Consider the following 23,305-nt stretch of genomic DNA (forward strand, 5'->3'; position numbering starts at 1 on the left):
GGCTACGACCACGACAAGTACCGCCGGCTTCTGCGGCAGCGCGGTATCCGGCCTGCGATCGCCGAGCGTGGACAGCCGCACGGCACGGGTCTGGGTACCTTCCGCTGGGTCGTGGAGCGGACGATCTCCTGGCTGCACGGCTTTCGCCGCCTGAGGATCCGCTGGGAACGACGCGAGGACATCCACGAGGCCTTCCTCGGCCTCGCCGTCTGCCTGATCACCCATCGGCACGTCCAGAGGCTTTGTTAGGGCCAGTTAAGCGCGTCAACAGCGAGCAGCAAGCCCAACTGCGTCTGGCCGCCGCAGAGATCCAACGCCGCGCTGTGCTCAACTCCGCACTTCTGGAGAACTGGAGGAGGCCCGCAATGTCACGCCGATCCGCCTCAGGGCCATATGACCCCTCGACCCGAGCGGCGACAGGCACCGGACGTCAGCGCAGGGAAGGTGCGATCCATCCCGACCTTTGGGGCTGCCCTGCCAAGTCTGACGGGCGCGGTGGTGGGAGGCATGATTCAGGCTCGAACGTCGGAGGCCAATGGTGGCGGATGAAGAGGTTGGGGGCGCCGTCCTTGGAGCCGTCGCTGCCGCGGGGCACGACTGTCTCCACTGCCAATGTAAGTCAACAGCGTGTTGGAGCCTGTGTGTCGTTGCGGGAGTTGTCGCCGTCCTTACCGATGGCTCGTGCTTGTCATGGCCACGATGATCGGTGCTCCCGCCTTCCAGCGGGACTCCAGCAGCCGCTGAGTCAGCTGCTGCAGCAGCCCGCGCTCGCCGGGCAGCTGTAGGCCCTCTGCCTGGCCCCGGCTCACCAGTTCGTCGATGAACTGGTCGTCCATGGCCCCCGCCGCCTCTGCAGAGTCGACGGCCTGGAGCTCGGTCGTGATCGGGAGTTTCACCGAACGTCTTCCCGCGTCCGGCGCGTCGACCAGCGGGCGGACGGAGGCGAACCTCGGGCGGTTACGGAAGGAGAACACCAACCTGCACAGCACTCCGCGGTGCGCCAGCGGGCCGCCGCCGTCCCGCTGCCCACCCACACCCGCCCGGCCTCGGCGACCGCAGGACCGAGCTGCGTCCGTCGGAGCGGTAGCGAGGGGCCGCGTGGACTCGGTCCTGGCCGTATGTGCGGGCAGCCGGTACGCAGGTCACCGAGGCGCAGTAGCAGGTATCGGACTCCCGTCCTACGCTTGATCGGGAAGCGCCCGCTCGGCAGGGACTGCCCAGCGGTGGGCCGTGCCCGGGCGGGCGACGGTCCAGTGCTGGCCGTCCTCTACAACGCATCCCCGTTTCCGACCGGCGAAGTCTCGCCGCGACTGCTTCGCCGTGCCTCCGGAGGCTGGCGCGCCCACGCCCGGCCGCCCTCCTAAGGAGCAGATATGAAGGTCGCAGTGGTAGGGGTGGGTGCGGTCGGGTCGGCAACCGCTCTGTCCCTGGTCGAACGCGGTGGAAGTTGCCGGGAGATCGTGCTGGTCGACCGCGACACCGCTCGCGCCGACGGCGTCGCCAGCGATCTGCGCTATGCGGCGCCGCTGTCACCCATGGTCGACGTACGCTCCGGCGGCTACGAAGACCTGGCCGGCACTGCGATCGTCGTGATCACTGCCGGTGTCAACGAGAAGGCCGGCGGCGCCACCGACCGGTCCGACCCCAAGGGGCGCCTGCGACTGCTGAAGACCAACGCCAAGGTCTTCGCCGAAATCGTTCCGCAGGTGGTCACGGTCGCGCCCGAGGCGGTGCTGATGGTCGTCACCGACCCACCGGACCCGCTGGCCGACCTCACCCGTCACGTGGCCGGACATGACCGGGTGTTCTCTACCGGGAGCGTGATCGACAGCCTGCGCTTCCGCGTTCAGTTGGCCGACCGACTGCGGGTCCGGCCACGTGACGTGCAGGCCCTGGTGGTGGGCGAACACGGCACCTCCGAGGTGCTGTTGTGGTCCTCGGCGACCGTCGGCGGCATCCCCGTCGCCGACCTGCTGGGCCAGGACGGGCGCTCCGTCGAGGACATCCGCAAGGAGGTCGAGCGCGACATCCGCTACGCGAACATCACCATCATCGAGGGCACCGGTGCGAGCCAGTACGGCATCGGCGCTGTCTCCGCCCGCCTCGTCGAGGCAGTCCTGCGCGATGAACGCGCGGTGCTGCCCGTCGCCGCCTACTCCTCTCGGCACAAAGTCACACTGTCCCTGTCGAGCGTTCTCGGCGCCGGCGGCGTACAGCAGATGCACGAACCCGTCATGACACCCGAAGAGCATCAGGCCCTGGCCGACAGTGTCGAGGTCCTGCACGCAGCCGCTGAGCGGGCCATTGCCATCGGGACGACCTGAGCGGCAACACGCCAGATCCCGCCGGATGCTCAGATCCCGCCGGCTGCGCCGCCCAACAGTTGCTGCATGGAGGCGAGGTCTTCACCACCTCCTCAGACCACAGGCGGCGCAGCAGGCCATAGTGCTCGACCGTGAGCGGCACGGCATTTGCGGATGTCCTGCCCGAACCACGGATACACGGGGCCGGTGTTCCCCGGTTGTGGTGCTCGCCGGTGGCGAAGACGTCCAGCCCCGCTTCCTCGGCTTTGCGGGCGATGGCGACGGTGGCCCGGATACGCTCCGCCTCGGTGGGGTGATTCCCGTAGTGGGATCGGTGGTGACGTCGCCGATGGTGAAGATGCCGAACTGCATCCCGGACGCTTCGGACGAGCCCATGTCGAACTCCCTCGGACGCGCAGCCTGGGCCGGCACCCCTATTTTCCACGCTCGCACCCACCCCGCAGAACGCGCTCAATCGAATGAGGTTCTCGCCGAAGGTGACCTCCGGGTTCCGGATTGCACGGGTCACAGCCCGGGGAACGACTCCTCCAGTGACTCCAGCACATAGTCGGCTTTCGCGGCGCGGAGTTGCTGCGCGGTGTAGTGACCGCTGGCGACTCCGATGGCGGTGGCGTCCGCCGCGTGCGCGGCTTCGATGTCACGTGGAGTGTCTCCGACGACGTACACCTCGGTTCTGGCGAGGGCGCGGCCATGAAGTCGCGCGGCCTTCGCGACGGCCAGGCGCGTCACCTCTTCCCGGTCGGGGGAGTCCGATCCGTAGGCGCCGAAGACGAAGTAGCGGCCCAGCTTGCCCGGTTCCATTTTGAGTCTCGCCGCGCCTTCCATGGCGCCGGACACCACGCCCAGGATGGCACCTGCTCGTCCGAGCCTGCGCAAGGTTGCCTCGGCACCGTCCAGGACTCGATAGGTCTCAGAGGACCAGATTTCCTCGGACAGGTGCCACAGGTAGGCGCTGTAGAGCCGCATCATCTCCTCGTGACTGGGGTCACGCCCCAGCACCGCCCGGAATGTTTCCCGTCCCACCTGCGGGTCGGTCTCGCCCGCCGAGGTGTGTTTTCCGATGTCTGCGGGTACGCCGTGCAGTTGATCAAACGCCCAGGCCCAACTACGTGTTCCCGCACCTCCGGTGTGGACCAGGGTTTCGTCGATGTCGAAGAGGACAGCGAGGGGTCCTGTCATATCCGTCCCTCTGGGCGCGAGGTGGTGAGTGGTGTCAGGTTCTGAGCGGCAGCACGGCGAGCACTCGCACGATGTGATCCCGGTACTCCTCCATGAACGCTTGGCGGAATACCCCACGATTCGTTGTCCGCCCGCGTACGCGGGACGCTGAGCTGCACACAGACTGATGCTTCCTTACTGCAGGGAACCACGACGACGAGCGTTGGGCGCTTCGAGCGGATCCGATTGGCGGAGCCGTGCACGGCTGTCAGCTGGGGCCAACCTCACGGCAAGCGGGCTACGTGGATGCGGCGGAGGATAGGGAGCAGGGAGTGCTCGGCGCACGATGAACCGAAGTCGGCGAAAGTCGGCTTCAGGACAGATGCCGGCGCATCGCCGAAAACGGTGAGCCAGACGGCACCCAGACGATACGGAGAGCGAACGTGGCAGCTCCGTCCGGAAACCAGTACGAGATTCGTCATGGCGAGCAGCTTGTCGTGATCGCGGAGGTCGGCGCGGGCCTGCGCTCGTACGGCGTGGGGGAACGCCGGATCCTCGACGGATACGGGCCGGAGGAGATGTGCACGGGCGCTCGCGGCCATTCCATGATTCCCTGGCCCAACCGTATCCGCGGGGGCACGTACACCTGGGCGGGCAAGGAGTTCCAGCTCGACCTCAGTGAGCCGGAGAAGCTGGGCGCCATCCATGGTCTGACCCGGTGGGCGCCGTGGACGTACCTGGAGGGCACCGCCCACTCAGCGGCGTTCGGGTACGTACTCCACGCCTGCCCGGGATGGGACTGGGTCCTGGACTGCCGTCTTCAGTACACCCTGGATACGGACGGGCTCACGGTGGGCACGACGGTGACCAACCGGAGTGGGACGGCTTGCCCTTACGCCACCGGGGCGCACCCCTATCTGAGCGTCGCGACACCGAAGATCGACACCGCGGACTGCCAGGTCCCCGGTGCCATGTACCTGCCAGTGGACGAAGCCGGCATCCCCACAGGTCGGCGCCCGGTGGACGGCACGCCCTACGACCTGCGGGAACCGCAGCCGCTCGGTAACCGGCACATCGACGTGGCGTATGCGCAGCTGCGGCGCGACGCCGATGGCAGAGCACGGGTCCGGCTCGTTCACGGGGAGGGACCGGCCGTCACCCTGTGGGTCGGTGACGCCTATCCCTATGTGGAGATCTTCACCGGCGACACACTGCCCGAACCGGATAGGCGGCGCACCGGTCTGGGTGTGGAGCCGATGACCTGCGCGCCGGACGCGTTCAACTCCGGGGAGGGGCTGATCACCCTGGAGCCCGGGCAGACGCACCAGGCACGGTGGGGCATCGATCCAGGACGTCAGGAGGGCACGGCATGAAGGCGATCACCGTTGTTCCCGGCGAAGCCGGCCAGGTCGCGGTCAGTGACGTCAGCGAACCGGACCCAGTGCAGGGGGCACTGCTCGTGGAAGGGCGGTTGCTCGGCATCTGCGGGACCGACGTCGACATTGTGGAGGGCGGTTACGGCTCCCCGCCACCGGGCCGGGATCGCCTGGTGATCGGGCATGAGTCACTCGGCGAGGTGATGGAGGCACCCGGGGGAAGTGGCTTTGCGCCGGGCGACCTGGTCGTGGGCATCGTGCGGCGTCCCGACCCGGTGCCGTGCCCGCCGTGCTCGCACGGTGAGTGGGACTTTTGCCGCAACGGCCAGTACACCGAGCGAGGGATCAAGGAGCGGGACGGGTTCGGTTCCCAGCGGTGGCGGATTGAACCGGAGTACGCAGTCCGGCTCGATCCACAGCTCGGCGACTGCGGGGTCCTGCTGGAACCTGCCTCGGTGCTGGCCAAGGCATGGGAGCAGACGGAACGTATCTTCAGCCGGGCTTCGTGGCGCCCCCGGGTGGCGCTGGTGACAGGGGCCGGGCCGATCGGCCTGTTCGCCGCCCTCCTGGCGGTGCAGCGGGGCCTGCAAACCCATGTCCTGGATCTCAGTGACCGCGGTCCGAAGGCCCAGCTGGTCGCCGACCTGGGCGCCACCTTCCACACCGGTGATGTCAGGGACGTCGACGTGGTACCCGACGTGGTCATCGAATGCACCGGTGCCGGACCGCTGGTGTTCGCTCTGACGAAGATCGTGGCGCCCGATGCCGTCATCTGCCTGACCGGTATCTCCTCCGGCCGCCGTACGGCGGAAGTGGGCTTGGATGTGATGAACAAGGAGCTGGTGCTGGAGAACACGGTGGTGTTCGGTTCGGTCAACGCGAACCGTCGTCACTATCAGCAGGCCGCCGATGCCCTGGCGAAGGCCGATCGGAGCTGGCTTGAGCGGGTCATCACCCGGAGGGTGCCGATGAGCCGGTTCTCCGAGGGTCTGCACAAGGGCGGCGATGACGTCAAGGTCGTTGTGGACCTGCGGTCCTGATCACCGGTCCTGATCACCGCCCTGGACGGGGGCGTCTTCGACGAAAGCGGGTCAGCGGGGTCGAGGGCGGGGCGCGGACGTGCAGGTCGGGTGACTGCTCGGGGGCGGTCCGGGCCTGTCGCGCGGCTTCCACGGCCGTGGCCGGGTCGACGCCGGCGAAGGTGATGATGTCGGTGGCTGTCATCTGTACGGCCAGGTGAAGGGCGGTCGGGCGCGGGTCCTTCGTGGTGTCCGACGCCTGGAGTCGGCGTATCAGGTCGAGGGCGCGCTGGGCCGCCCTTTGCCGGGTGTCGTGATCCTCCGGCGCGCGGGCGAGTGTCTCCAGGATGTCGGCGAGTCCGCGTACGGCCGGGGCCGGCTTGGCCAGTTGCCTGCTGTCGCCGACGCGATGGGCGGTGGCGATGCGCGCGAGCATGAGACAGCTCGTGCCCAGCAGGTCGAGCCGTTCCGCGTTGTGGCACTCCCCCAGGACGGTTGAGCCACGCCCCCACCAAAGGGGTGAGTGACGGGCGATTGCGCTGCTTCTGAGGCGTGCGTGTGCAAGGTCGGACAGGGCGTCGCGGGTGGTGGGCAGGTGCTGGGCCACCGGGTCGTTGAGTGTTTGATCGTTGCGCTCGAGTGCTTGAGCGGTGTGGCGCAGGAGGTCGGTGAGGTCCGTCAGAGCCGCCGCCTCCGCACGGCGCAGCAGCAGCACGGGCTCGGCCGGAAAGACGAGCTGGCTGAAGAGCAGTGCCACGCCTGCTCCGATCAGCGCGTCGGTCAGGCGCTGCGGCCCCGCTCCGCCTCCCACGGTCACCGCGAGGATGGCGCTGACGGCTGCCTGGGCGATCACAATCCGTTCGCCACCCAGCGCGAGCGCGACCAGCATGGCCGCGAAGGTGGCGGCCGCCAGCGCCCCGTACCCGTGGTGCAGCACGACCACTGCCGCGTCTGCGGCGAGGATGCCCACGACGACTCCGAGGAGTAGCCGCACCGCGTTGACGCCCCGTTCGCCGCGCGCGGCGTTGAGTGCGACGACGGCCGCGATCGGCGCGAAGAATGGCAGCCGGTGATCCACGAGATGCCTGGCAATCAACCAGGCCGCGCTCGCCGCAGCGGTCTGCTGAACGACTGGCCATATACCTGCCGTGACCCGCCCCCATGCGCCGGAGACGGCGTGCAGCAGCGCGCGTCGCCACCGTGCCACGCGCCCGCGACGCCGACGCCGCATCACCTCGGATTCGTTCCCTGTGGCTGCCTGTTGAACTGGGCCTGGAGCGCGGCATCGACCTGAGCGAAGTCACGGTTGCGGGTCTCGGGGACGTAGCGGGCCACAAAGCACAGCCCGAAGGCGCACACCGCGGCGAAGAGCCAGAAGGTTTCACCCTGGCCGATCGCGTTCACCACCGGGAGGAACACGAGGCTGACCACGAAGTTGGAGGCCCAGTTCACGGTGGTGGACGCGCTGGAGCCGGCGGCGCGCGCGGAGGGCGGGAACAGTTCACCGATCAGCACCCAGAAGACCGGGCCCAGCCCCACGGCGAAGGCAGCGATGTACACCACCATGAACAGCAGCGACAGCAGAGCGTTCATGCCGAGGACGAAGGACAGTCCCAGCAGGACGAGCATCGCCAGCATGCCGGCCAGCGAGCCGAGCAGCAGCTTGCGTCGCCCCGCACGATCGATCAGCCTGATCGCGACGATGGTCATCAGCAGGTTGATCACGCCGATCGCCACCGAGTAGAGGATCGAGTTTGCGGCGGTCAGGCCGGTGTTCTCGATCGTCGTTGGCGCGTAGTAGATGATGGTGTTGATTCCGCCGAACTGCTGCACCGCGGCCAGCGTCAGCCCGACGACGAGCGCCGGGCGGACCCGGGGTGACTGGAGGACATGCCATCCCTGTCTCTGCGGCGTGTCGGCGCTTTGTGCCTCCCGGTGTCTGCGCTGCGTCTGTTCGATGAGCAGGTCGGCTCTGGTCTCGTCGCTGACGGATGCGATCACGGTCCGCGCCGTGTCCGCGCGGCCGTGCAGGATCAGCCATTGCGGTGATTCCGGTAGCAGCAACAGCGCTCCCAGCACCATGACGAGGGCGGGGATGGCGCCGACCGCGAACATGCCTCGCCACTGCCCGTTGCTCGAGAACGCGAGGTTGATGAAGTACGAGATCAGGATCCCGATCGTGATCATCAGCTGGTTGAGCGTGAGGACACGCCCGCGGATTTCCTTGGGAGAGACCTCCGACAGGTAGACGGGAACCGTCGCCGAGGCTGCTCCGACCGCCAGGCCGAGCACCAGCCGCCCGACGATCAATGTCCAGTAGCCCGGAGCGGTCGTCAGGATCGCCGTGCCGACGAGGAAGACGGTTCCCGCCACCGCCAGTGCTTTCCTGCGACCCAGACGCTCGGCCATGCGGCCCGCGGCAACAGCGCCCAGCATCGCCCCGATCAGCAGGATGCTCACCACGCTGCCCTGCTCGAACGCGTTCAGCTTGAAGTCGTGCTTGATGTAGAGCAGTGCGCCGGAGATCACGCCGGTGTCGTAGCCGAACAGGAAGCCGCCGAGAGCGATGATCGCCGCCCACCGCCAGACCCGGCGGCGTCCCTGTTCAGAAATCCCGGCGAGGGGTCCCTCGGTGCCCGGCTCTCTGGAGAAGCCCTGGACCATCTGCGTCCCTTCGCCTCAGGTGAGCATCGCTCCGCGCGTCGGACAGGAAGGACGCGTCGCCTTCCGCGTCTGGCTGGGCAGGCGACGAGCTGTCCCGCGGGCCCCTCCTAACTATGTGCCGCTGCGATCCGGGGCCGCTCCGTGGGCACCGCGATCGGGTGAACCCGTGCCAGAGGGCGGGTCGCCAGGAGCAGGATCGCCTGACGGTCAGAGATTCAGGCGATAAGGGAGCAGGCACACGACCGCGTCGGTGCGCGCGCTCAACACGCCGGCCAGCAGGATGCCGCGTTGGTTCTGGAGGATACGAAAGCGGCGGTGGGCCGGCTCCACCTGAGGGATGAGTACGGCCACCTGCCTGCCGTCGCGGCCGGCCTGCTCCACGTAGCCGAGGACGGGATGCACCAGCGAGTGCTGGGGGCTCTCGACGATGTCGAGCCGGACACCCGGATCCCACTGTGCCCAGTCGGCGCGCATGGCGGCGGCTTTCGCCTGGTCGGAGAAGGCCGCCACCACCACGACCTCGTCACCCAGCGACAGCGCGGCGGTGACGGCGCGCTCGGCGACACCGCCCGGGGCACCCAGCCGGCCGGACGCACAGTGGCCCAGTGCCGTACGAGGCCGCTCTGGCTGATGGTGAAGCCGACGAAGACCCCGACCGCGAAGAGGGGGATCAGCCGCTGTGTGTCGGCGTTGACGGCGATCAGCAGCGCACACGACAACACGGCCAGAGCGAGGACACCGTAGCGGTGGACGGGCCGTTCCGCGCGCAGCGCGAACAAATGGGGCAGGCGGTTGTCCTGGGCGAGCAGGCTCATGAGCACCGGCAGCCCGCCGAAGCTGGTGTTGGCGGCGAGGCCGAGCGCGAGGGTGACGACGACACTGGTGGCGTAGTAGGCCCAGCCGGTGCCGTAGGCGCCCGCGGTCAGCTGGGCCAGGACCGTCACGCCTTGGCGGGGGACCACGTGGTGACGGTGGATGACCAGCGTCAGTCCGATCAGCAGCGCCCCCAGGAGTACGCCCAGCAGGAGTTCGGTGCGCTGCGCCCGCCGGATACGCGGCTTGCGGAACATGGGGACGGCGTTGGCGATGGCCTCGATCCCGGTCAGCGCGGAGCATCCCGAGGAGAACGCCTTGAGCAGCAGGAGCAGCCCCAGAGCCTCGGTGGCGTGGAAGGACTCGGGCGTACCGACGGTCGCGGCGGGTGCGGAACGCGACAGCCCCACGACGACGATGCCGAGCACACTCACGACGAAGAGAGCCATGGGCAGCATCAGCACGCGCGCGCTGTCCGCGATACCCCACAGGTTCACCACTGTGAGCAGAGCCAGCCCGCCAAGACATACAGCCAATGAGTGGTGTGCGAGGACGGGGAATGCCGAGGCGAGGCTTGCGGCGCCGGCGGCAAGGCTGACCGCGACGGTCAGAACGTAGTCGACCACCAGGCCGGCCGCGGCAAGCAGACTGACCTGGGTCCCCAGATCCTTCTTCGCCACGGCGTACGATCCGCCGCCGTCCGGATGCACGGCGATCACCTGGCAGTACGAGACGACCAGGACGCCCAGCAGTCCGGCGATGACCAAGGTGATCGGCAGCGCAGCGGTGATCGCTCCCGCCCCGGCGGCCGCCAGCGTGAGCATGATGGCCTCGGGACCGTACGCGACCGAGCTCAGCGCGTCCAACGACAGCGCGGCGAGCCCTTCGGCGGCAGTGAGATGAGACTTGTCGCCCTCGCCGTGGCGCCTCATAACCTTCGGATACAGCTTTCTGGTGGCCAGTCCGAACGTCACGCCGACCCCTCTTGGTTCCTTGGCGACCCCCACTCGTCTCGGGCATGGACGTGTCACGTCCCATGAAGACAGACGGGATGCATTTGTACCGGAATGGTCCCTCAAGGTTCGTCCATCGACGGCCATCGCTGGTACGCGTTCGCTCCTCTGGCCGAAGCACCGGCCGGACAGGGCGGCACCGAGGGGCGCGTCGCGACACGCTGTCGGACGCAAGGGTGACGCGCGGGCCTTCGGCGCATACAAGCGACGCATCACGGGATAGGCATGCAGCTGCGCCAGGCGGCGACCGCATGGGCCGCGAGGGCCTTGACTCGACCTCTGCTCGCCGCCCGGACGGACAGCCCGGGGCACTGCCGCTCACCCCAGCCCGATCGGAAGGCAGCAACTTGAAGATCAACATCGTGGGTCCCGGCAACATGGGCCGAGCCATCGCCGCCCGCGCACTCACCGGCGGCCACAGCGTGTGCCTCGTCCACCCCGACGCCGAGCGTGGCCGAGCGGCAGCCGCCGAGCTCAAGCAGCGCTTCCCGGACGGCGAAACCGAGTCAGCCACTGCGGCGCAGGCAGCCGACATGACCGTGCTGGCCCTGCCCTACGACGCAACTCTGGAGGTCGCCGGATCCGCCCGTGCCACGCTGTCCGAACAGGTCGTGGTGGACATCTGCAATCCCGTCGACTTCGCCACCATGGACTCGCGGGTTACGCCCGCCGATACGTCGGCGGCGGAGCAGATCCAGCAGATCGTCGGCACGGACGCGAAGGTCGTCAAGGCGTTCAACACTACGTTCGCCGGGCTGCTCACGACCGGTGAAGGCCACGGTTTTCCGCTCGACGTGCTGATCGCCGGCGACGACTCCCCTGCCAAGGCCAAGGTCGCGGAGCTGATCTCCTCCGGCGCGATGCGTCCCCTGGACGTCGGTCCGTTGCGCCGTGCCCGGGAGCTCGAGGCGTTGGGTTTCCTGCACATCTCCGTCCAGCAACCCCTGGAGCTGAACTGGCAGAGCGCCATCAAGATCCTCCCCTGAGGGAACCGGACGGGCCGGTGCGCCAGGTGTATTGATCACGAGCGTTGTTGACAGCGGCGGGACTCGATCATGGCGAAGACCTCCGGTGCGGTGGAGCTGTCCAGGACTGCACCGCACGGAGGTCTTCGTGTCCCGCCGTAACGCCCGGCTGACCCTTCACGGCAGGCAGGTGTTGATCGAGCATGTCTGCTCGGGCCGGCCCGTCGCACATGTCGCAGCCGTGATGGGCATCTCGCGGCCCACCGCCCACAAGTGGCTGCGCCGCTGGAGGCAGGAGGGAGAAGCCGGGCTGCACGACCGTTGCAGCCGGCCCCACACGATGCCGCACCGCACTCCCGCCGCGGTGGAGGCCCGGGTCTGCCACCTGCGACAGGAACGCAGGCTGGGCCCGGCTCGCATCGGTCCGATCCTGGGCCTGCCCGCCTCGACCGTGCACCGGGTCCTGGCACGGCACGGCCAGAACCGCCTGGCCTTCCTCGACCGGCCCACCGGACAGGTCATCCGCCGCTACGAACGCAGCCGGCCCGGTGAACTGATCCACGTCGACGTCAAGAAACTCGGCCGTATCCCCGACGGCGGCGGCTGGCGCGTCCACGGCAGTGCCGCCCGCCCCGACCGCCGCCGCACCACCGCGCTCGGCGCGGAGATGGTCGCCCGCAACCGGACCGCCTCCGGCTGGGACCTGTCTGTGGACTCCTCGCTGCCGGTCACGGACCCGCACGTGCCCGCGCACGACCATGTGCACGAGGTCAACAAGGACAACCTGTACTCATGACCGTCGCGCTGATACAGGAGGCGCGGGCGGCCGAGGGCCGGGGCGCGGAGCTGCTGGACTGGGTCCGGTCCCGCGCCGTGGACGGCACACCGCTGCGCCGCGAGACCTTCCGCGCCCCGCAGGACCGCGTCCTGGTCATCACCTGGCGGGACGCCCCCTACGACGCCGAGCTGCCCGAACTGCCCGAGCTCGACGGCGGTTTGGTCACCCGGGCGGTGCACCGGTGGCGGTTCGAGTCACTGGGCTGAGCCGCCGCCCCTGCCGCCCGGCCGCTCCGGCGTCGAATTCGCGCCATTGTCGCGCCAATTCGGGGAGATCGCAAAGAGGAATCCTACTGGTTCGGTAGGAAACATCGTCAAGGTAAAGGGTGGCAAAATTCGCAGGGGTGGCCTTGAAGCGCTTGCAATTCATCACCTAGGTTCCTGGCTTGGTTCATTCACCCGCCGACGACGCCGGCTCCGAGACCCGGACCGGCCGACCCTGGAGCGAGGATGCCCCACCCATCCGGCTCGCCCCTGTCCCTCTCCGACTTAGCCGAGTCCCTCGTCCACCACGACGAGATCTCCGCAGCCGCCCGCCTGCTGGCGGGACGCATCCGCCGCACTCCCGTGCTCCCGCTCGAGGGAAGCGAACTGCTGCTCAAGGCGGAGCATCTGCAACTGCTCGGCTCCTTCAAGATCCGCGGCGCGCTGAACGCCGTCGCCACCCTCTCCGAGGACGTCCGCGCCCGGGGAGTGGTCGCCTTCTCCAGCGGCAACCACGGCAAGGCCGTGGCCTACGCGGCCGGCCTGTACGGCATCAAGGCCACCGTCGTCATGCCGTACACCGCCCCCGCCGTGAAGGTCGACGGGGTGCGCGCGCTCGGCGCCAGCGTCGAACTGGTGACGCCCGAGCGGCGCGACGTGTACCCGTACGAACTCGCCGAACGCACCGGGGCGCACCTCGTCCACCCCTTCGACTCGCGCGCCGCGATCGCCGGGCACGGCACGCTCGCGCTGGAACTGCTGGAACAGGTCCCCGACGTCTCGGCCGTCCTCGTGCCGGTCAGCGGCGGCGGACTGCTCAGCGGCGTCGCCGCCGCCGTCAAGGCGCTGCGCCCGCAGGTTGCGGTCATCGGCGTCGAGCCGGAACTCGCCGGCGACGCCGCCGAGAGCCTGCGCCGCGGAGAGCGCGCCGTGTGGACAACGGCGGACGCCTACCGCACCTGCGCCGACGGGCTGCGTGCGACCACGCTCGGAACACTGCCCTGGGCACACATACGGCGGCTCGTGGACGACATCGTCACCGTCTCGGAGGACGACATAACCGAGGCCCTGTGTTGTCTGGCCCGCCAGGGAAGACAGCTCGTCGAGCCGTCGGGAGCAGTGGCCCCGGCGGCTCTTCTGTGCGGCCGCCATGTGCCGCCCGCCACGGCGGGCCCGGTCGTGGCGATCGTCTCCGGAGGGAACGCGGACCCCGCCCTGGTCGCCTCCCTGCTGACCGCACCGTCCTGAAATCGATCCACCTCATGGGGGAGCTTTGTCACCGCACGCTCGGACCTCGCTGCCGGCGGCATGCACGGAAGCGGAATTCGCCTACCAGTCCTTATCGTTCTACCGGGAGTTGATCGATCGTCACGGTCTCGCCGAGAACGGACGGCTTCGCCTGGCGTCGGAGAAGGAATTCCGCGCCCTGCCCTTCACCGGAAAGCCCGATTTCCGTCGCGGTTTTCCGGCCAAGGTGATCAACCCCGCGGAATCCCTGCCCGAACTGACCTACACCAGTAGCAGTTCCGGCACCACCGGGGACCGTCTGGTCACAGTGGTCCATCGGCCGCTCCTGGCCGAGCGCATGGCGGTCACCGCCGCCGCCCACCCGGCGCTCGGCGAGCGGCTCCTGGGCGCGGAGAACCGCCGAGTGGCCCGGCTCGCCGCGCCCAACTGCTCCGACGTGGAGTGCGCCACGCCGCTCTCCACCCGCGCCGACCGCACCCTGCCCGACGGAACCCTCGTCCTGTCCGTCTCCCACGACGTGCTCGCCACACCGGACGCGATGGTCGACCGGATGCTGGAGGAGATCACCGACCACGCGCCCGCCTGGCTCTACGCCGACCCCACCCACCTGGCCTTCCTCTGCCACCGGGCCCGCGCACGCGGCGTGACCCGCCTGCCGGTCCGGGCCGTCGTCCTGACCTACTCGCTGCTCACCTACGCCGCCCGCCGCGCGGTCACCGAGGCGCTGCCCGAGGACGCCGTGGTGGCGGAGGTACTCTCCATGTCGGAGTTCGGCTGGTTCGGGATCGAGTGCGCCCTCGGCGCGCGGCACCTGAACGAGGAGAACTTCCACCACGAGATCCTGCGCGAGGACGGCACCGAGGCCGCGCCGGGCGAGCTCGGCGAACTCGTCGTCACCAGCATCGGCGACCGGCTCTCACCGCACGTGCGCTACCGCACCGGCGACCTCCTGGAACCCGGCGGCGCCTGTGCCTGCGGAGCCCCGGGGCGCACCGTGGTCCACCATGGCCGCGCCACCTCCCGCCTGCTCGACGGCCCCGGCGGACGCGCCGTGACACCCCGCCAGGTGGACGACGCCCTCGCCGACGTGACCGGCGTACGCCACTACCGCGTCGACCAGAGCGAGCCCGGCACGGTCCGCTGCCGGATCATCACCTCCCCCGGCACCGACCCCGCCGAGGAGACGGGCGCCGTACGGGACCGGCTGCGCGCGCTGTTGCCGCACGTCGAACGCGTCGAGGTGAGCACCGTCGCCCACATCGAGGCCGAGCGGTCGGGCAAGTTCGCCACCTGCTCGGGACCGGACCGGGTCCGCGAAGGAGCGCTGCTGTGACCGCCCTCGCCGACCCGCGTGCCGACTTCCCCCTGCTGCAGCGCACCATGGACGCCGGACGCCTGGTCTACCTTGACAACGCTGCCACCACGCTCAAGCCGCACTCCGTCATCGACGCGATCGCCGGCTACTACGGCACTGTCGGCGCGAACATACACCGCGGCAAGCACATCCTGTCCGAGGAGGCGTCCGAGCGGTACGAGCAGGTCAGGGCCCGGGTCGCGGAACGGCTGGGCGTGCCCCCGCGCAACGTGGTGTTCACGGCCGGCACCACCGAAGGCATCAACCTCGTCGCCGCCGGCCTGCCGCTGAAGGAGACCGACCTGGTCGCCCTGCCCATCGACGCCCACCACTCCGCGCAACTGCCCTGGCGCGGGCGGTGCCGCACCACCTGGCTGGCCGCGGGGGAGCACACCACCGTCCACGAGGAGTCCTTCCAGGCCGTCCTGGAGAGCCGGCCCCGTGTCGTGGTCCTCACCGCCGCCTCCAACGTCACCGGCCACACGGCCGACGTGGACCGGCTCGCCGCCCTCGCCCACGAGGCGGGCGCCTGGACCGTCGTGGACGCCGCCCAGCTCGTCCCGCACCGGCTGCCGCGCGTCACCGCGGGCATCGACGCGCTCGCCTTCTCCGCGCACAAGATGCTCGGCCCCACCGGCATCGGCGTGCTCTGCCTCAGCGACCGGCTGATCGAGGCCATCACCCCCGACCGGCTCGGCGGCGGCACCGTCGACTGGGTCGACCAGGCCGGCTACCGGCTGCGCCGCGCCCCCTACCGTTTCGAGGCGGGCACCCCCAACATCAGCGGTGTCTACGGCTTCGGTGCCGCCTTGGAGTACCTCGACCGGACCGGCGCGGACACCGTCGTCGCACGGGACGCCGAGCTGCTCACCGCACTGCTGGAACAGGTGCGCGACCGGCCGTACCTCACGGCGCTCGGCGGGCTCGGCGACCGGGGACGCATCCCCGTGCTCACCGTCACCCTGCGAGGCGTACCCGACCCGTCGGCGATCGCCCGCGCGCTCAGCGACTCCTACGGCGTGATGTGCCGGTCGGGCCACTTCTGCGCCCAGCCGTACTTCACGGCCCACGGCCACACGGCCGGGCTGCGGATCGCGCCGTACCTGTACAACACGCGCGAGGACATCGAGTACGCCTTCACCTCCCTGGACGAGGTCCACCGGCTGCTGGCGCGGAGCGTGTGACATGACCGAGCACACCGAGAGCTTCCACGAACGCTTCCGTGCGGTCGCGACCGCCGCGCCCGATCGCACGGCCGTGATCGGACCGGACGGCCGGCGCACCACCTACGCGGAACTGGCCGCGCTGACCGAGGCGGCCACCCGCTCCCTCGCCGCCCGGCTGCGCGCCGAGGACTGCGTGGTCGTGGAGGCCGAACGCTCCCCGCGCCACCTCGCCGCCATGCTCGCGGCCTGGCGGCTGGGCCTGGCCTACGTACCGCTGCGCGCCCACGAGTCACCCGCCCGGCGCGAGCACGTCCTGCGGCAACTCGCCGGCCGGGCCCTGCTCGTCTCCGGCGACGCCTCCGCCGCCCGCATCGGCCGGGTCGACCGGCGCCGGCACGGCGAGCTGCCCGAGCCGCTGCGCTGGCCCAGCGGCCAGGCGGCCTACGTCGTCTTCACCTCCGGCAGCACCGGCACACCCAAGGGGACCGTGCTCACCGCCGAGGGCTTCACCGCCCGGCTCGACTGGAGCCAGCGGTGCTATCCGCTCACCGCCGACGACGTGCTGCTGCAGCACACCGCGGTCTCCTTCGACTTCGCGGTGTGGGAGGCAGCGGCCGCCCTGCTGCACGGAGCCGCCCTGCTGCTCACCGAGGACGGCCAGTACACCGATCCCGAGGAGGCGGTGGAGTCGGCCGTACGGCACCGGGCCACCGTGGCCCATTTCGTCCCCTCGGTGCTCTCCCTGGTCGAGATGTCCGGACTGCTCGCCGGGTGGACCTCGCTGCGCCTGCTCTACTCGGGCGGCGAGCAACTGCGCGGTACCCTCGCCCAGCGCGTGCTGCGCCAGGCCCCCCACACCCACCTGGTCAACCAGTACGGACCCGCGGAGACCTGCGTCGACTCCACCCACCACCCCTGCACCCCACCCCTGCCGGACGGCCCCGTGCCCATCGGCCGGGCCATCGACGGCACCCGGCTCACCCTGCTGCCGGTGCCCGGCCTCGGCCCGGACGCCGGGGAACTGCTCATCGGCGGCACCGGAGTCGGCTTCGGCTACCTGGACCCGGCCGACCCGGCCGGCGACCGCTTCGGCCACGACCGGCACGGCCGCACCTTCCGCACCGGCGACCTGGTGCGCCGGCTGCCGGACGGCGACCTGCTGTTCCTCGGGCGGGCCGACGACCAGGTGAAGGTCGGCGGTGTCCGGGTCGAGCTCGGGGAGATCGAGACGATCGCCGCCTCGTTCCCCGGCGTGACCGCCGCCGTCGCCCTGGCCGTGCCCGGCCCGGACGGCACCGCGCTCGACCTGGTGGTGGAGAGCCGCCGCGCCGATCTCGACGTACGAGCGCTGCGCGGCACGCTCACCGAACGGCTCATGGGTCCGGTGGCGCCGCGTCGGCTGCGCGTCGTCACGGCCCTGCCCCGCACCGCGGGCGGCAAGATCGACCGGGCACGGCTGGCGGACGCACCCCGCCCGGCCGGCACGCCGCCGGCGCCCGGCGAACCCGCACAGGATGCCTCCGTACAGGACACATCCGTACCGGTCCCTTCCGCGCCGGTCCCTTCCGTGCCGAGCCCTTCCGCGCCAGCCGCACCCGCCCATGCTTCCCGCGCACACGTCCAAGAGGAGATGCGTTGACTTCAGCGAACGACACCCGCGCCACGGATACCGCGGCCCAGGTGGCACAGGTCTGGACGGACGTCCTGGGCTGTCCCCCGCCCGGCGCGGACCAGCACTTCTTCGACGACCTGGGCGGCAACTCGCTGCTCGCCTACCAGGCGACGGTGCGGCTGCGCACGGCCCTGGACCGGCACGTGCCGCTCAAACTGCTGTTCACCGCCCCGCGGTTCGCCGAGTACACCGCACAACTGGACGCCACCGCCGAGGAGGAGCAGCCCGCATGACCGACGGCGCGATCACCCTCGACGACTGCACCACGCACGGCACGTTCCCGCTGATCGTGACCGCGGACGGCGTCCGGGACGCCACCGGCTGGGCCGCCGCCCACGCCGAGCCGTTACGGACCGCGCTGCACCACCACGGCGCGGTGGTCCTGCGCGGCTTCCCCGTGCCGGACGAGCGCGCCTTCGAGGACGTCGTCCGCGCCCTGAGTGGCGGTTCCTGGGCCGAGTACACCGAGCGCGCCACCCCCCGCTCCCATGTGGCGGGCAAGGTGTTCACCTCCACCGAGTACCCGCCCGACCGCTCGATCTTCGTGCACAACGAGAGCTCCCACGTCCTGCACTGGCCCCGCCACCTGTACTTCTGGTGCGGCACGCCCGCGCAGGAGGGCGGCGAGACACCGGTGTGCGACACACGCCGCGTCCACCGCGCGCTCGACCCGGCGCTGCGCGAGCGGTTCACCTCCGAGGGGTGGATCTACCAGCGCACCTTCGGCACCGGCATCGGCTTCAGCTGGCAGTCCGTGTACGGCGTCGACACCTTCGAGGAGCTGGAGAAGTACTGCGCCGACCACCACATGGCGGTGCGCCGCGACGGCGACACCGTGCGGGTGCGCTACCGGCGCTGGGCGGCCATCCGGCATCCGCAGACCGGCGAGGACAGCTGGTTCAACCACGGCGTGTTCTTCAACCGCTGGAACCTCGAACCCGAACTGCAGGAGTTCGCCGAGGAACTGGGCGAGGACACGCTGCCGTACAACACCCTGTACGGCGACGGCTCCCCGATACCCCGCGAGGTCATCGAGGAGATACGCGCCGCCTACGACGCCGCGACCGTCGCCGAGCCCTACCGGGCCGGTGACGTCATGGTCGTCGACAACATCGCCGTGGCCCACGGGCGCAGGCCTTACCGAGGGCAGCGGCGCATCCTGGTCACGATGACCGACCCCACCGACGGCACGGCCTTCGCGCCACCTGCCGTCGTGGCCACCCCCGGCTGGTAGCCGGACGGCCGCCCGGCGCGGAGCACACCGGCCCGCGCCGGGCGACCGCACCCGCGGACGAGTACGACGACAAGGGAAGAGCTTTCGTGAACATCGTGCTGTACGCCGTGATCGTGCTGTTCTGGGGCACGACGTGGATCGGCATCAAACTGCAGCTCGGCAGCGTGGATCCGGCGGTGTCGGTCGCGTACCGGTTTCTGCTGGCGGCCCTGTGCATGTTCGTGTGGACCACGGTCCGCCGGCTGCCGATGCGGTTCACGGTCCGCAGCCATCTGCGCTTCGCCCTCGTCGGCCTGCTGATGTACTCGACCAACTACGTGCTCTTCTACTACTGCTCGCAGCACCTCGTGTCCGGGCTGGTGTCGATCATCTTCTGCCTGTCGGTGGGCTTCAACATCGTCAACGGGCGCATCTTCCTCAAGCGGCCCATCTCCCGCACGGTCGTCCTCGGCGCGCTCGCCGGGCTGTGCGGTCTCGCCATGGTCTTCGCGGACGACATCGCCGGCACCGAGGCCGGCTCGGGGCTGGTGACCGGGCTGCTGCTCGGGCTCGGCGCGACGCTGCTGTTCTCCTTCGGCAATATCGCCTCCTCCTGGAACCAGGCCCGCGCCGGGCTGCCGGTCGTACAGTCCACCGCCTGGAGCATGCTGTACGGCGGCCTGTTCACCAGCCTGGGCTGCCTGGTGGCGGGCAACTCCTTCACCGTCGAGCCCTCGTTCAAGTATGTGGCCGGTCTGGTGTACCTGTCGGTGTTCGGCTCGGCCATCGCCTTCGTCACCTATCTGACGCTGCTGGCCCGGATCGGTCCCGACCGGGCGGCCTTCGCGACCGTCGTCTTCCCGCTGGTGTCCCTGTCGCTGTCGACGGTCTTCGAGGACTACCACTGGAGCCTGCTCGCCGTACTGGGCGTCCTGGTGGTCCTGTCGGCCAACGCGGTCATCCTGGGCGGGCCGCACCTGAAGGCCGCCCTCGGCCGCCTCCGCCCGCCCGGCGCCGACGCGGGTGCGAACGGCGCTGCGGTGCCGGCGGGTGAGCAGGCCGCCGTACCCGAGAGCGGGCCGGGCCGTGGCTGACGGCCGGCCGGGCGTCGCCCGGCGCTACTACCTGCTGCCCTACGCAGGCGGTGGCGCCGGGGCCTACCGGCGGCTGACGGAGCGGTGGCCGGACACCGTCGAGGCCGTTCCGCTGGGCTGGCGGCCGGCCGAGTACGTCGGCGCGGGCGGCATCCGCCGGCTGGCCGCCGACCTGGCGCGGCGGGTGGCCGAGGACGAGGGCCACCGCCCGGCCGCGGGTTACGGCCTGTTCGGGCACAGCATGGGCGCGCTCGTCGCCTACGAGACCGCCGCCGCGCTGCTGGCCCTGGACTGCCCGCCGCCCGCGGTCCTCGTCGTCTCGGGCCGGGCGGCGCCCCAGTACGGCTTCCGCCCCGCCGTCGACCCGGACGTACCGCAGAGCACGGCGGCGTACCTGCGCTCGTGCGGCGGTGACCTGGCGGCGGCCGCTGAGGACCCCGAGTTCGTCGACCTGGTACGGGAACGGCTGCGGGACGACGTCCTGCTCGGCGGGGAGCACCTCCACCTGGACCGGCCGCCGCTGCCGCTGCCCCTCGTCGCCCTCGGAGGCCGCGACGACCCCCTCACCACACCGCGGGAGACGGCGGGCTGGCTGCAGCACAGCACCGATCCGGGCGGCCTGTGGATCTACCCGGGCGGCCACTGGTTCCTGTGGGACCACGTGCCGACGGTCGCGGACCGGCTGACGGCGGAACTGCACACCCGCACGGAGGCGAACACCCCGGCCGGAGAGCCGCACCGGCGCGGGTGAGCCCGCCGCGCCTACGGGGTTCGGGGGGAGCCCCGGGGGTTCGCCCCCCGGGGCTCCACGGCTCTTTGGCGGACCTGGTCGCCGACGACACCCCCTCGGACCCGAACAGGCCGCCGCCCGGCTCCGGGTGCGCAGGGTCGAGTTCGACTGGATGGTGCGGCTCGGCTGGGTCCGCTCCCCCACAGTCGATCGAGGTCCGCTTCGGCACCAGCCGGGCCGGGGCCGTCGAGGTCGCGCTCTACACCGCGGCCTCCGTCGACGCGGGTCATCCCCGCACACCCGGAAGTCGACTGGGAGCAGCTGCGCACGGTCGAGAAAGGCCGGCGCTCCCACTCGCCGCGCTGTCGAAGCAGGCCGCCCCCGGCCTGACCCGGGCCGCTGCGCGCCGACGCCGTTCTTTCCCCCGCGTCCGGCGGGCGGGGGCGGCGTCGCCCTGTGGGGGGGGCAGCCACAGCGGCGGAACAGACCTCGGAGCTTGCCCGGCTCCAGGTCGTGGTCGTGCTCCGGCTCCGGTGGCGTGGCGGCCTGGATGCGGGCGGAATCAACGGCGGCTTCCTCGCGGGCGACGTCGTCGGCGTGGCAGTCGCCGCACACGGACACGACCCCGGCTTTCCAGGCAGTCTTGGGCGCGGTGGTCTCCTCCCAGCGCTGGCCGGTGAACTTCTGCCCGCACCGCTTGCACACAGGGCGCTGCGCCTCGGCTCAGCGGCACGGCGCCGGTTGTCCTCCGCTTCGGCGCGGGCCTCCCGCTCGCGGAAGAGGGCATCGCCGTAGGGATTGTCGAGCGCGGCCGTCCGCGTCTGCTCGCCCCTGCGTCCCAGCCGCCGCCACACCGCCGCGTCCGCGCCGTGCTCCTGGAGCTGCTCCAGGGTGGTGACGACTACGGGCACCGCCTGGCTGTAGTCCTTCGCCGTCATCGCCTCGCGGTAGAGGCACGATCGGAGACCGGAATGACGCAGCAGAAGCCGCAGGACTCCCCTCTCACCTTGCGGGGGCGCCGCAGTTTTCGTGGCTGGCCGCGGTTGGGGCGGGGAGCCCCCTCGCCTCCTGGAGCGGCCTACCGCGCGCCCGGTTGTTCAGCTCGGTGATCGCGGTCGCTGCGTGCGGTGCTCACGTTCCCCGGTCGTTGCTGTCCCGGTCGCTGTGGGCGAGGCGCTCGCTCTGGTGGCCTGGCGCGTCGGCTCTGCAGGGTCCGAAGCGGGCGAGGTATGCCGGGCTTGGGCCTCGGCGCTCGGTCAGGTGGAGGCCGGCGGCGTCGGCGAGCCGGTGCAGCCGGCCGAAGGGGATCCAGTGCCGGTCGAAGAACTCGCCGATCACCAGCCGCCCGCCTGGTGCCAGCACCCGTGCCGCCTCTCGCAGTACCCGATCCGGCTCGGGGATCTCGCCGAGCGCGGTCACGGCGTATACGGCGTCGAATGTCCCGTCGGCGTAGGGCAGTTCACGTGCGTCCGAGCGGGTGGGCCTGATCGTCGCCAGGCCGTCGCGCTCGGCGCGGCACATCACGTGGTCGAGCATCTCCTGCTGGATGTCGAGCACATCGAGCCGTCCCTCCGGCCCGAGCTGCGGGGCGACGTGCAGCGACTGCAGGCCCGTCCCCGGGCCGATCTCCAGGATCCGCTCCCCCGGCCGCGGTTGCAGTACGGCGTCCATCCGGTCCGCTGTCAGGAACGGCAACGGCACGTCGAGGAGGCCGCGTTGGGCGTAGGGATAGGGCGCCGTGTCGCCCAGCCACCAGGCGGCGGCCAACGCGGCGCCGACGCCGGCGGCGACCGCCCAGCGGGTCCGGGCCGGGATAGGGGCGACGGGGGCGGCGGTGATGCGGTGCATGGTGTTCTCCGGTGGATCGATTCGGTCCGTGGCATGTGGCTGGGCGGTCGGCGTCACGCGGGCCGGCTCAGCGTCCGCAGCGCCAGCCGGCCGCACAGCGCGGCGAGCGGCAGCTCGGCGCCGAGCGCCATGGAGAGCGCGGTGGCGAAGTCGCCGCCCGGGGCCGCGGTCGTGGTGTCGAACCAGGCGTCCACCACAAGCAGCGTCGCGGTCGCGGCGGCTGCCAGGGCGTGCCGCCGGTCGCCGCGGGCGGCGAGGAGGCCGGTGGCGATCAGGCCGAGCGCCTCCAGCGCGTCGAGCCCGACCCAGGCGACCGGCCAGTGCGCCGCGGTCGCGGTGGCCGGCAGGCCGGTGGCCAGCACGTACAGCCACGGCAGCAGGGCGAGCCCGCAGGAGACCAGCAGCCACCCGGCCCGCCGCATGCCCCGCGCCGGACGCGGCTCCTCCGCCTCTTCGTGGAGCGGGATGACCTCGGCGCGGTCGAAGCCCTCGGCACCGGCCAATTCGTCATTGCACAACACCAGTTGACGCATCGTCTTCCCCCGCTCCCCGTCGGCTCTCCTCTTCACGTGCTCCACCCTCCGCCGCACACCAGGGCGCCGTCAGT

At 70.7% G+C, this 23,305-nt stretch carries 21 protein-coding genes and 3 pseudogenes; 16 read left to right on the forward strand and 8 right to left on the reverse strand.

What is annotated here, in order from left to right; all coding sequences use genetic code 11:
- Nucleotides 1-249, forward strand: a 249-nt coding sequence (locus tag AC0B9F_RS37130) for a transposase (protein WP_472010143.1), incomplete at its 5' end; no start/stop codon positions are given.
- Nucleotides 250-668: 419 nt separating this feature from the next.
- Here AC0B9F_RS37130 and AC0B9F_RS37135 read toward each other — a convergent pair.
- The gene (locus AC0B9F_RS37135; protein WP_472010145.1) at nt 669-896 is read right to left on the reverse strand and encodes a hypothetical protein; all 228 of its coding nucleotides are present in this window, start codon (nt 894-896) and stop codon (nt 669-671) included.
- A 477-nt stretch (nt 897-1,373) separates the two neighbouring features.
- On the opposite strand from AC0B9F_RS37135, the gene AC0B9F_RS37140 reads away from it, so the two are divergent.
- Nucleotides 1,374-2,324, forward strand: coding sequence for a lactate/malate family dehydrogenase (locus AC0B9F_RS37140; protein WP_472010147.1), 951 nt, complete (start codon nt 1,374-1,376; stop codon nt 2,322-2,324).
- 82 nt (nt 2,325-2,406) lie between these two features.
- On the opposite strand, the pseudogene AC0B9F_RS37145 reads toward AC0B9F_RS37140, so the two are convergent.
- Nucleotides 2,407-2,675, reverse strand: a pseudogene (locus AC0B9F_RS37145) (LLM class flavin-dependent oxidoreductase); the annotation flags it as partial.
- 153 nt (nt 2,676-2,828) lie between these two features.
- The gene (locus AC0B9F_RS37150; protein WP_472010149.1) at nt 2,829-3,503 is read right to left on the reverse strand and encodes an HAD family hydrolase; all 675 of its coding nucleotides are present in this window, start codon (nt 3,501-3,503) and stop codon (nt 2,829-2,831) included.
- Between the two features lie 422 nt (nt 3,504-3,925).
- On the opposite strand from AC0B9F_RS37150, the gene AC0B9F_RS37155 reads away from it, so the two are divergent.
- Both AC0B9F_RS37155 and AC0B9F_RS37160 read left to right on the forward strand, forming a co-directional pair.
- The gene (locus AC0B9F_RS37155) at nt 3,926-4,855 is read left to right on the forward strand and encodes an aldose 1-epimerase family protein (RefSeq protein ID WP_472010150.1); all 930 of its coding nucleotides are present in this window, start codon (nt 3,926-3,928) and stop codon (nt 4,853-4,855) included.
- Nucleotides 4,852-5,898, forward strand: a complete 1,047-nt coding sequence (locus AC0B9F_RS37160) for a glucose 1-dehydrogenase (protein ID WP_472010151.1) — start codon at nt 4,852-4,854, stop codon at nt 5,896-5,898. The genes AC0B9F_RS37155 and AC0B9F_RS37160 overlap by 4 nt, the downstream gene beginning before the upstream one ends.
- A gap of 13 nt (nt 5,899-5,911) precedes the next feature.
- On the opposite strand, the gene AC0B9F_RS37165 is transcribed toward AC0B9F_RS37160, so the two are convergent.
- The 3 genes from AC0B9F_RS37165 to AC0B9F_RS37175 all read right to left on the reverse strand — a co-directional run bounded on the left by AC0B9F_RS37165 (nt 5,912) and on the right by AC0B9F_RS37175 (nt 10,286).
- Nucleotides 5,912-7,084, reverse strand: coding sequence for an FUSC family protein (locus AC0B9F_RS37165; protein ID WP_472010153.1), 1,173 nt, complete (start codon nt 7,082-7,084; stop codon nt 5,912-5,914).
- Between the two features lie 23 nt (nt 7,085-7,107).
- Nucleotides 7,108-8,541 (reverse strand): sugar porter family MFS transporter, encoded by a 1,434-nt coding sequence (locus AC0B9F_RS37170; protein ID WP_472010155.1) that lies wholly within the window; start codon nt 8,539-8,541, stop codon nt 7,108-7,110.
- A gap of 260 nt (nt 8,542-8,801) precedes the next feature.
- Nucleotides 8,802-10,286 carry an APC family permease gene (locus tag AC0B9F_RS37175; RefSeq protein ID WP_472010157.1) on the reverse strand — a complete coding sequence of 495 codons (1,485 nt, stop codon included), beginning with the start codon at nt 10,284-10,286 and terminating at the stop codon, nt 8,802-8,804.
- Nucleotides 10,287-10,714: 428 nt separating this feature from the next.
- Here AC0B9F_RS37175 and AC0B9F_RS37180 point away from each other — a divergent pair, with 428 nt between their 5' ends.
- The 12 genes and pseudogenes from AC0B9F_RS37180 (at nt 10,715) to AC0B9F_RS37235 (ending at nt 20,871) form a co-directional block, all read left to right on the forward strand.
- Nucleotides 10,715-11,353 carry an NADPH-dependent F420 reductase gene (locus AC0B9F_RS37180; protein WP_472010159.1) on the forward strand — a complete coding sequence of 213 codons (639 nt, stop codon included), beginning with the start codon at nt 10,715-10,717 and terminating at the stop codon, nt 11,351-11,353.
- Nucleotides 11,354-11,480: 127 nt separating this feature from the next.
- Nucleotides 11,481-11,984 (forward strand): annotated as a pseudogene (locus AC0B9F_RS37185) (helix-turn-helix domain-containing protein); the annotation flags it as partial.
- Nucleotides 11,985-12,128: pseudogene (locus AC0B9F_RS37190) on the forward strand (tRNA (adenosine(37)-N6)-threonylcarbamoyltransferase complex transferase subunit TsaD); the annotation flags it as partial.
- The gene (locus AC0B9F_RS37195) at nt 12,125-12,376 is read left to right on the forward strand and encodes a hypothetical protein (RefSeq protein WP_472010161.1); all 252 of its coding nucleotides are present in this window, start codon (nt 12,125-12,127) and stop codon (nt 12,374-12,376) included. The pseudogene AC0B9F_RS37190 and the gene AC0B9F_RS37195, both read left to right, overlap by 4 nt.
- A 243-nt stretch (nt 12,377-12,619) precedes the next feature.
- Nucleotides 12,620-13,621, forward strand: coding sequence for a threonine ammonia-lyase (locus tag AC0B9F_RS37200; protein WP_472010163.1), 1,002 nt, complete (start codon nt 12,620-12,622; stop codon nt 13,619-13,621).
- Between the two features lie 109 nt (nt 13,622-13,730).
- On the forward strand, nt 13,731-14,954 hold the full coding sequence (locus tag AC0B9F_RS37205; protein ID WP_472010165.1) for a phenylacetate--CoA ligase family protein: 1,224 nt from the start codon (nt 13,731-13,733) through the stop codon (nt 14,952-14,954).
- On the forward strand, nt 14,951-16,159 hold the full coding sequence (locus tag AC0B9F_RS37210; RefSeq protein WP_472010167.1) for an aminotransferase class V-fold PLP-dependent enzyme: 1,209 nt from the start codon (nt 14,951-14,953) through the stop codon (nt 16,157-16,159). Before AC0B9F_RS37205 ends, AC0B9F_RS37210 begins: the two co-directional genes overlap by 4 nt.
- Nucleotide 16,160: 1 nt before the next feature.
- On the forward strand, nt 16,161-17,780 hold the full coding sequence (locus AC0B9F_RS37215) for an AMP-binding protein (protein WP_472010169.1): 1,620 nt from the start codon (nt 16,161-16,163) through the stop codon (nt 17,778-17,780).
- The gene (locus AC0B9F_RS37220) at nt 17,777-18,046 is read left to right on the forward strand and encodes a phosphopantetheine-binding protein (RefSeq protein WP_361621997.1); all 270 of its coding nucleotides are present in this window, start codon (nt 17,777-17,779) and stop codon (nt 18,044-18,046) included. The genes AC0B9F_RS37215 and AC0B9F_RS37220 overlap by 4 nt, the downstream gene beginning before the upstream one ends.
- The gene (locus AC0B9F_RS37225) at nt 18,043-19,047 is read left to right on the forward strand and encodes a TauD/TfdA family dioxygenase (protein WP_472010171.1); all 1,005 of its coding nucleotides are present in this window, start codon (nt 18,043-18,045) and stop codon (nt 19,045-19,047) included. Before AC0B9F_RS37220 ends, AC0B9F_RS37225 begins: the two co-directional genes overlap by 4 nt.
- Before the next feature lie 86 nt (nt 19,048-19,133).
- A complete protein-coding gene (locus tag AC0B9F_RS37230; protein WP_472010173.1) occupies nt 19,134-20,120 on the forward strand; it encodes a DMT family transporter in 987 nt (328 codons plus the stop codon).
- Nucleotides 20,113-20,871: a thioesterase II family protein gene (locus AC0B9F_RS37235; protein WP_472010175.1), complete on the forward strand. Its 759-nt coding sequence runs from the start codon at nt 20,113-20,115 to the stop codon at nt 20,869-20,871. The genes AC0B9F_RS37230 and AC0B9F_RS37235 overlap by 8 nt, the downstream gene beginning before the upstream one ends.
- A 1,110-nt stretch (nt 20,872-21,981) precedes the next feature.
- On the opposite strand, the gene AC0B9F_RS37240 is transcribed toward AC0B9F_RS37235, so the two are convergent.
- Nucleotides 21,982-22,698 (reverse strand): class I SAM-dependent methyltransferase, encoded by a 717-nt coding sequence (locus tag AC0B9F_RS37240; protein ID WP_472010177.1) that lies wholly within the window; start codon nt 22,696-22,698, stop codon nt 21,982-21,984.
- A 53-nt stretch (nt 22,699-22,751) separates the two neighbouring features.
- The gene (locus AC0B9F_RS37245) at nt 22,752-23,267 is read right to left on the reverse strand and encodes a hypothetical protein (protein WP_472010179.1); all 516 of its coding nucleotides are present in this window, start codon (nt 23,265-23,267) and stop codon (nt 22,752-22,754) included.
- Nucleotides 23,268-23,305 lie beyond the last annotated feature (38 nt).

It is taken from the genome of Streptomyces sp. NPDC097129 (assembly GCF_055668065.1).

What these genes read in the sequence shown, in the direction of transcription:
- AC0B9F_RS37140 (WP_472010147.1), top strand. Translation starts at nt 1,374, where the DNA reads ATGAAGGTCGCAGTGGTAGGGGTGGGTGCGGTCGGGTCGGCAACCGCT.
- AC0B9F_RS37150 (WP_472010149.1), bottom strand. Translation starts at nt 3,503, where the DNA reads ATGACAGGACCCCTCGCTGTCCTCTTCGACATCGACGAAACCCTGGTC.
- AC0B9F_RS37160 (WP_472010151.1), top strand. Translation starts at nt 4,852, where the DNA reads ATGAAGGCGATCACCGTTGTTCCCGGCGAAGCCGGCCAGGTCGCGGTC.
- AC0B9F_RS37170 (WP_472010155.1), bottom strand. Translation starts at nt 8,541, where the DNA reads ATGGTCCAGGGCTTCTCCAGAGAGCCGGGCACCGAGGGACCCCTCGCC.
- AC0B9F_RS37175 (WP_472010157.1), bottom strand. Translation starts at nt 10,286, where the DNA reads ATGAGGCGCCACGGCGAGGGCGACAAGTCTCATCTCACTGCCGCCGAA.
- AC0B9F_RS37195 (WP_472010161.1), top strand. Translation starts at nt 12,125, where the DNA reads ATGACCGTCGCGCTGATACAGGAGGCGCGGGCGGCCGAGGGCCGGGGC.
- AC0B9F_RS37200 (WP_472010163.1), top strand. Translation starts at nt 12,620, where the DNA reads ATGCCCCACCCATCCGGCTCGCCCCTGTCCCTCTCCGACTTAGCCGAG.
- AC0B9F_RS37215 (WP_472010169.1), top strand. Translation starts at nt 16,161, where the DNA reads ATGACCGAGCACACCGAGAGCTTCCACGAACGCTTCCGTGCGGTCGCG.
- AC0B9F_RS37225 (WP_472010171.1), top strand. Translation starts at nt 18,043, where the DNA reads ATGACCGACGGCGCGATCACCCTCGACGACTGCACCACGCACGGCACG.
- AC0B9F_RS37240 (WP_472010177.1), bottom strand. Translation starts at nt 22,698, where the DNA reads ATGCACCGCATCACCGCCGCCCCCGTCGCCCCTATCCCGGCCCGGACC.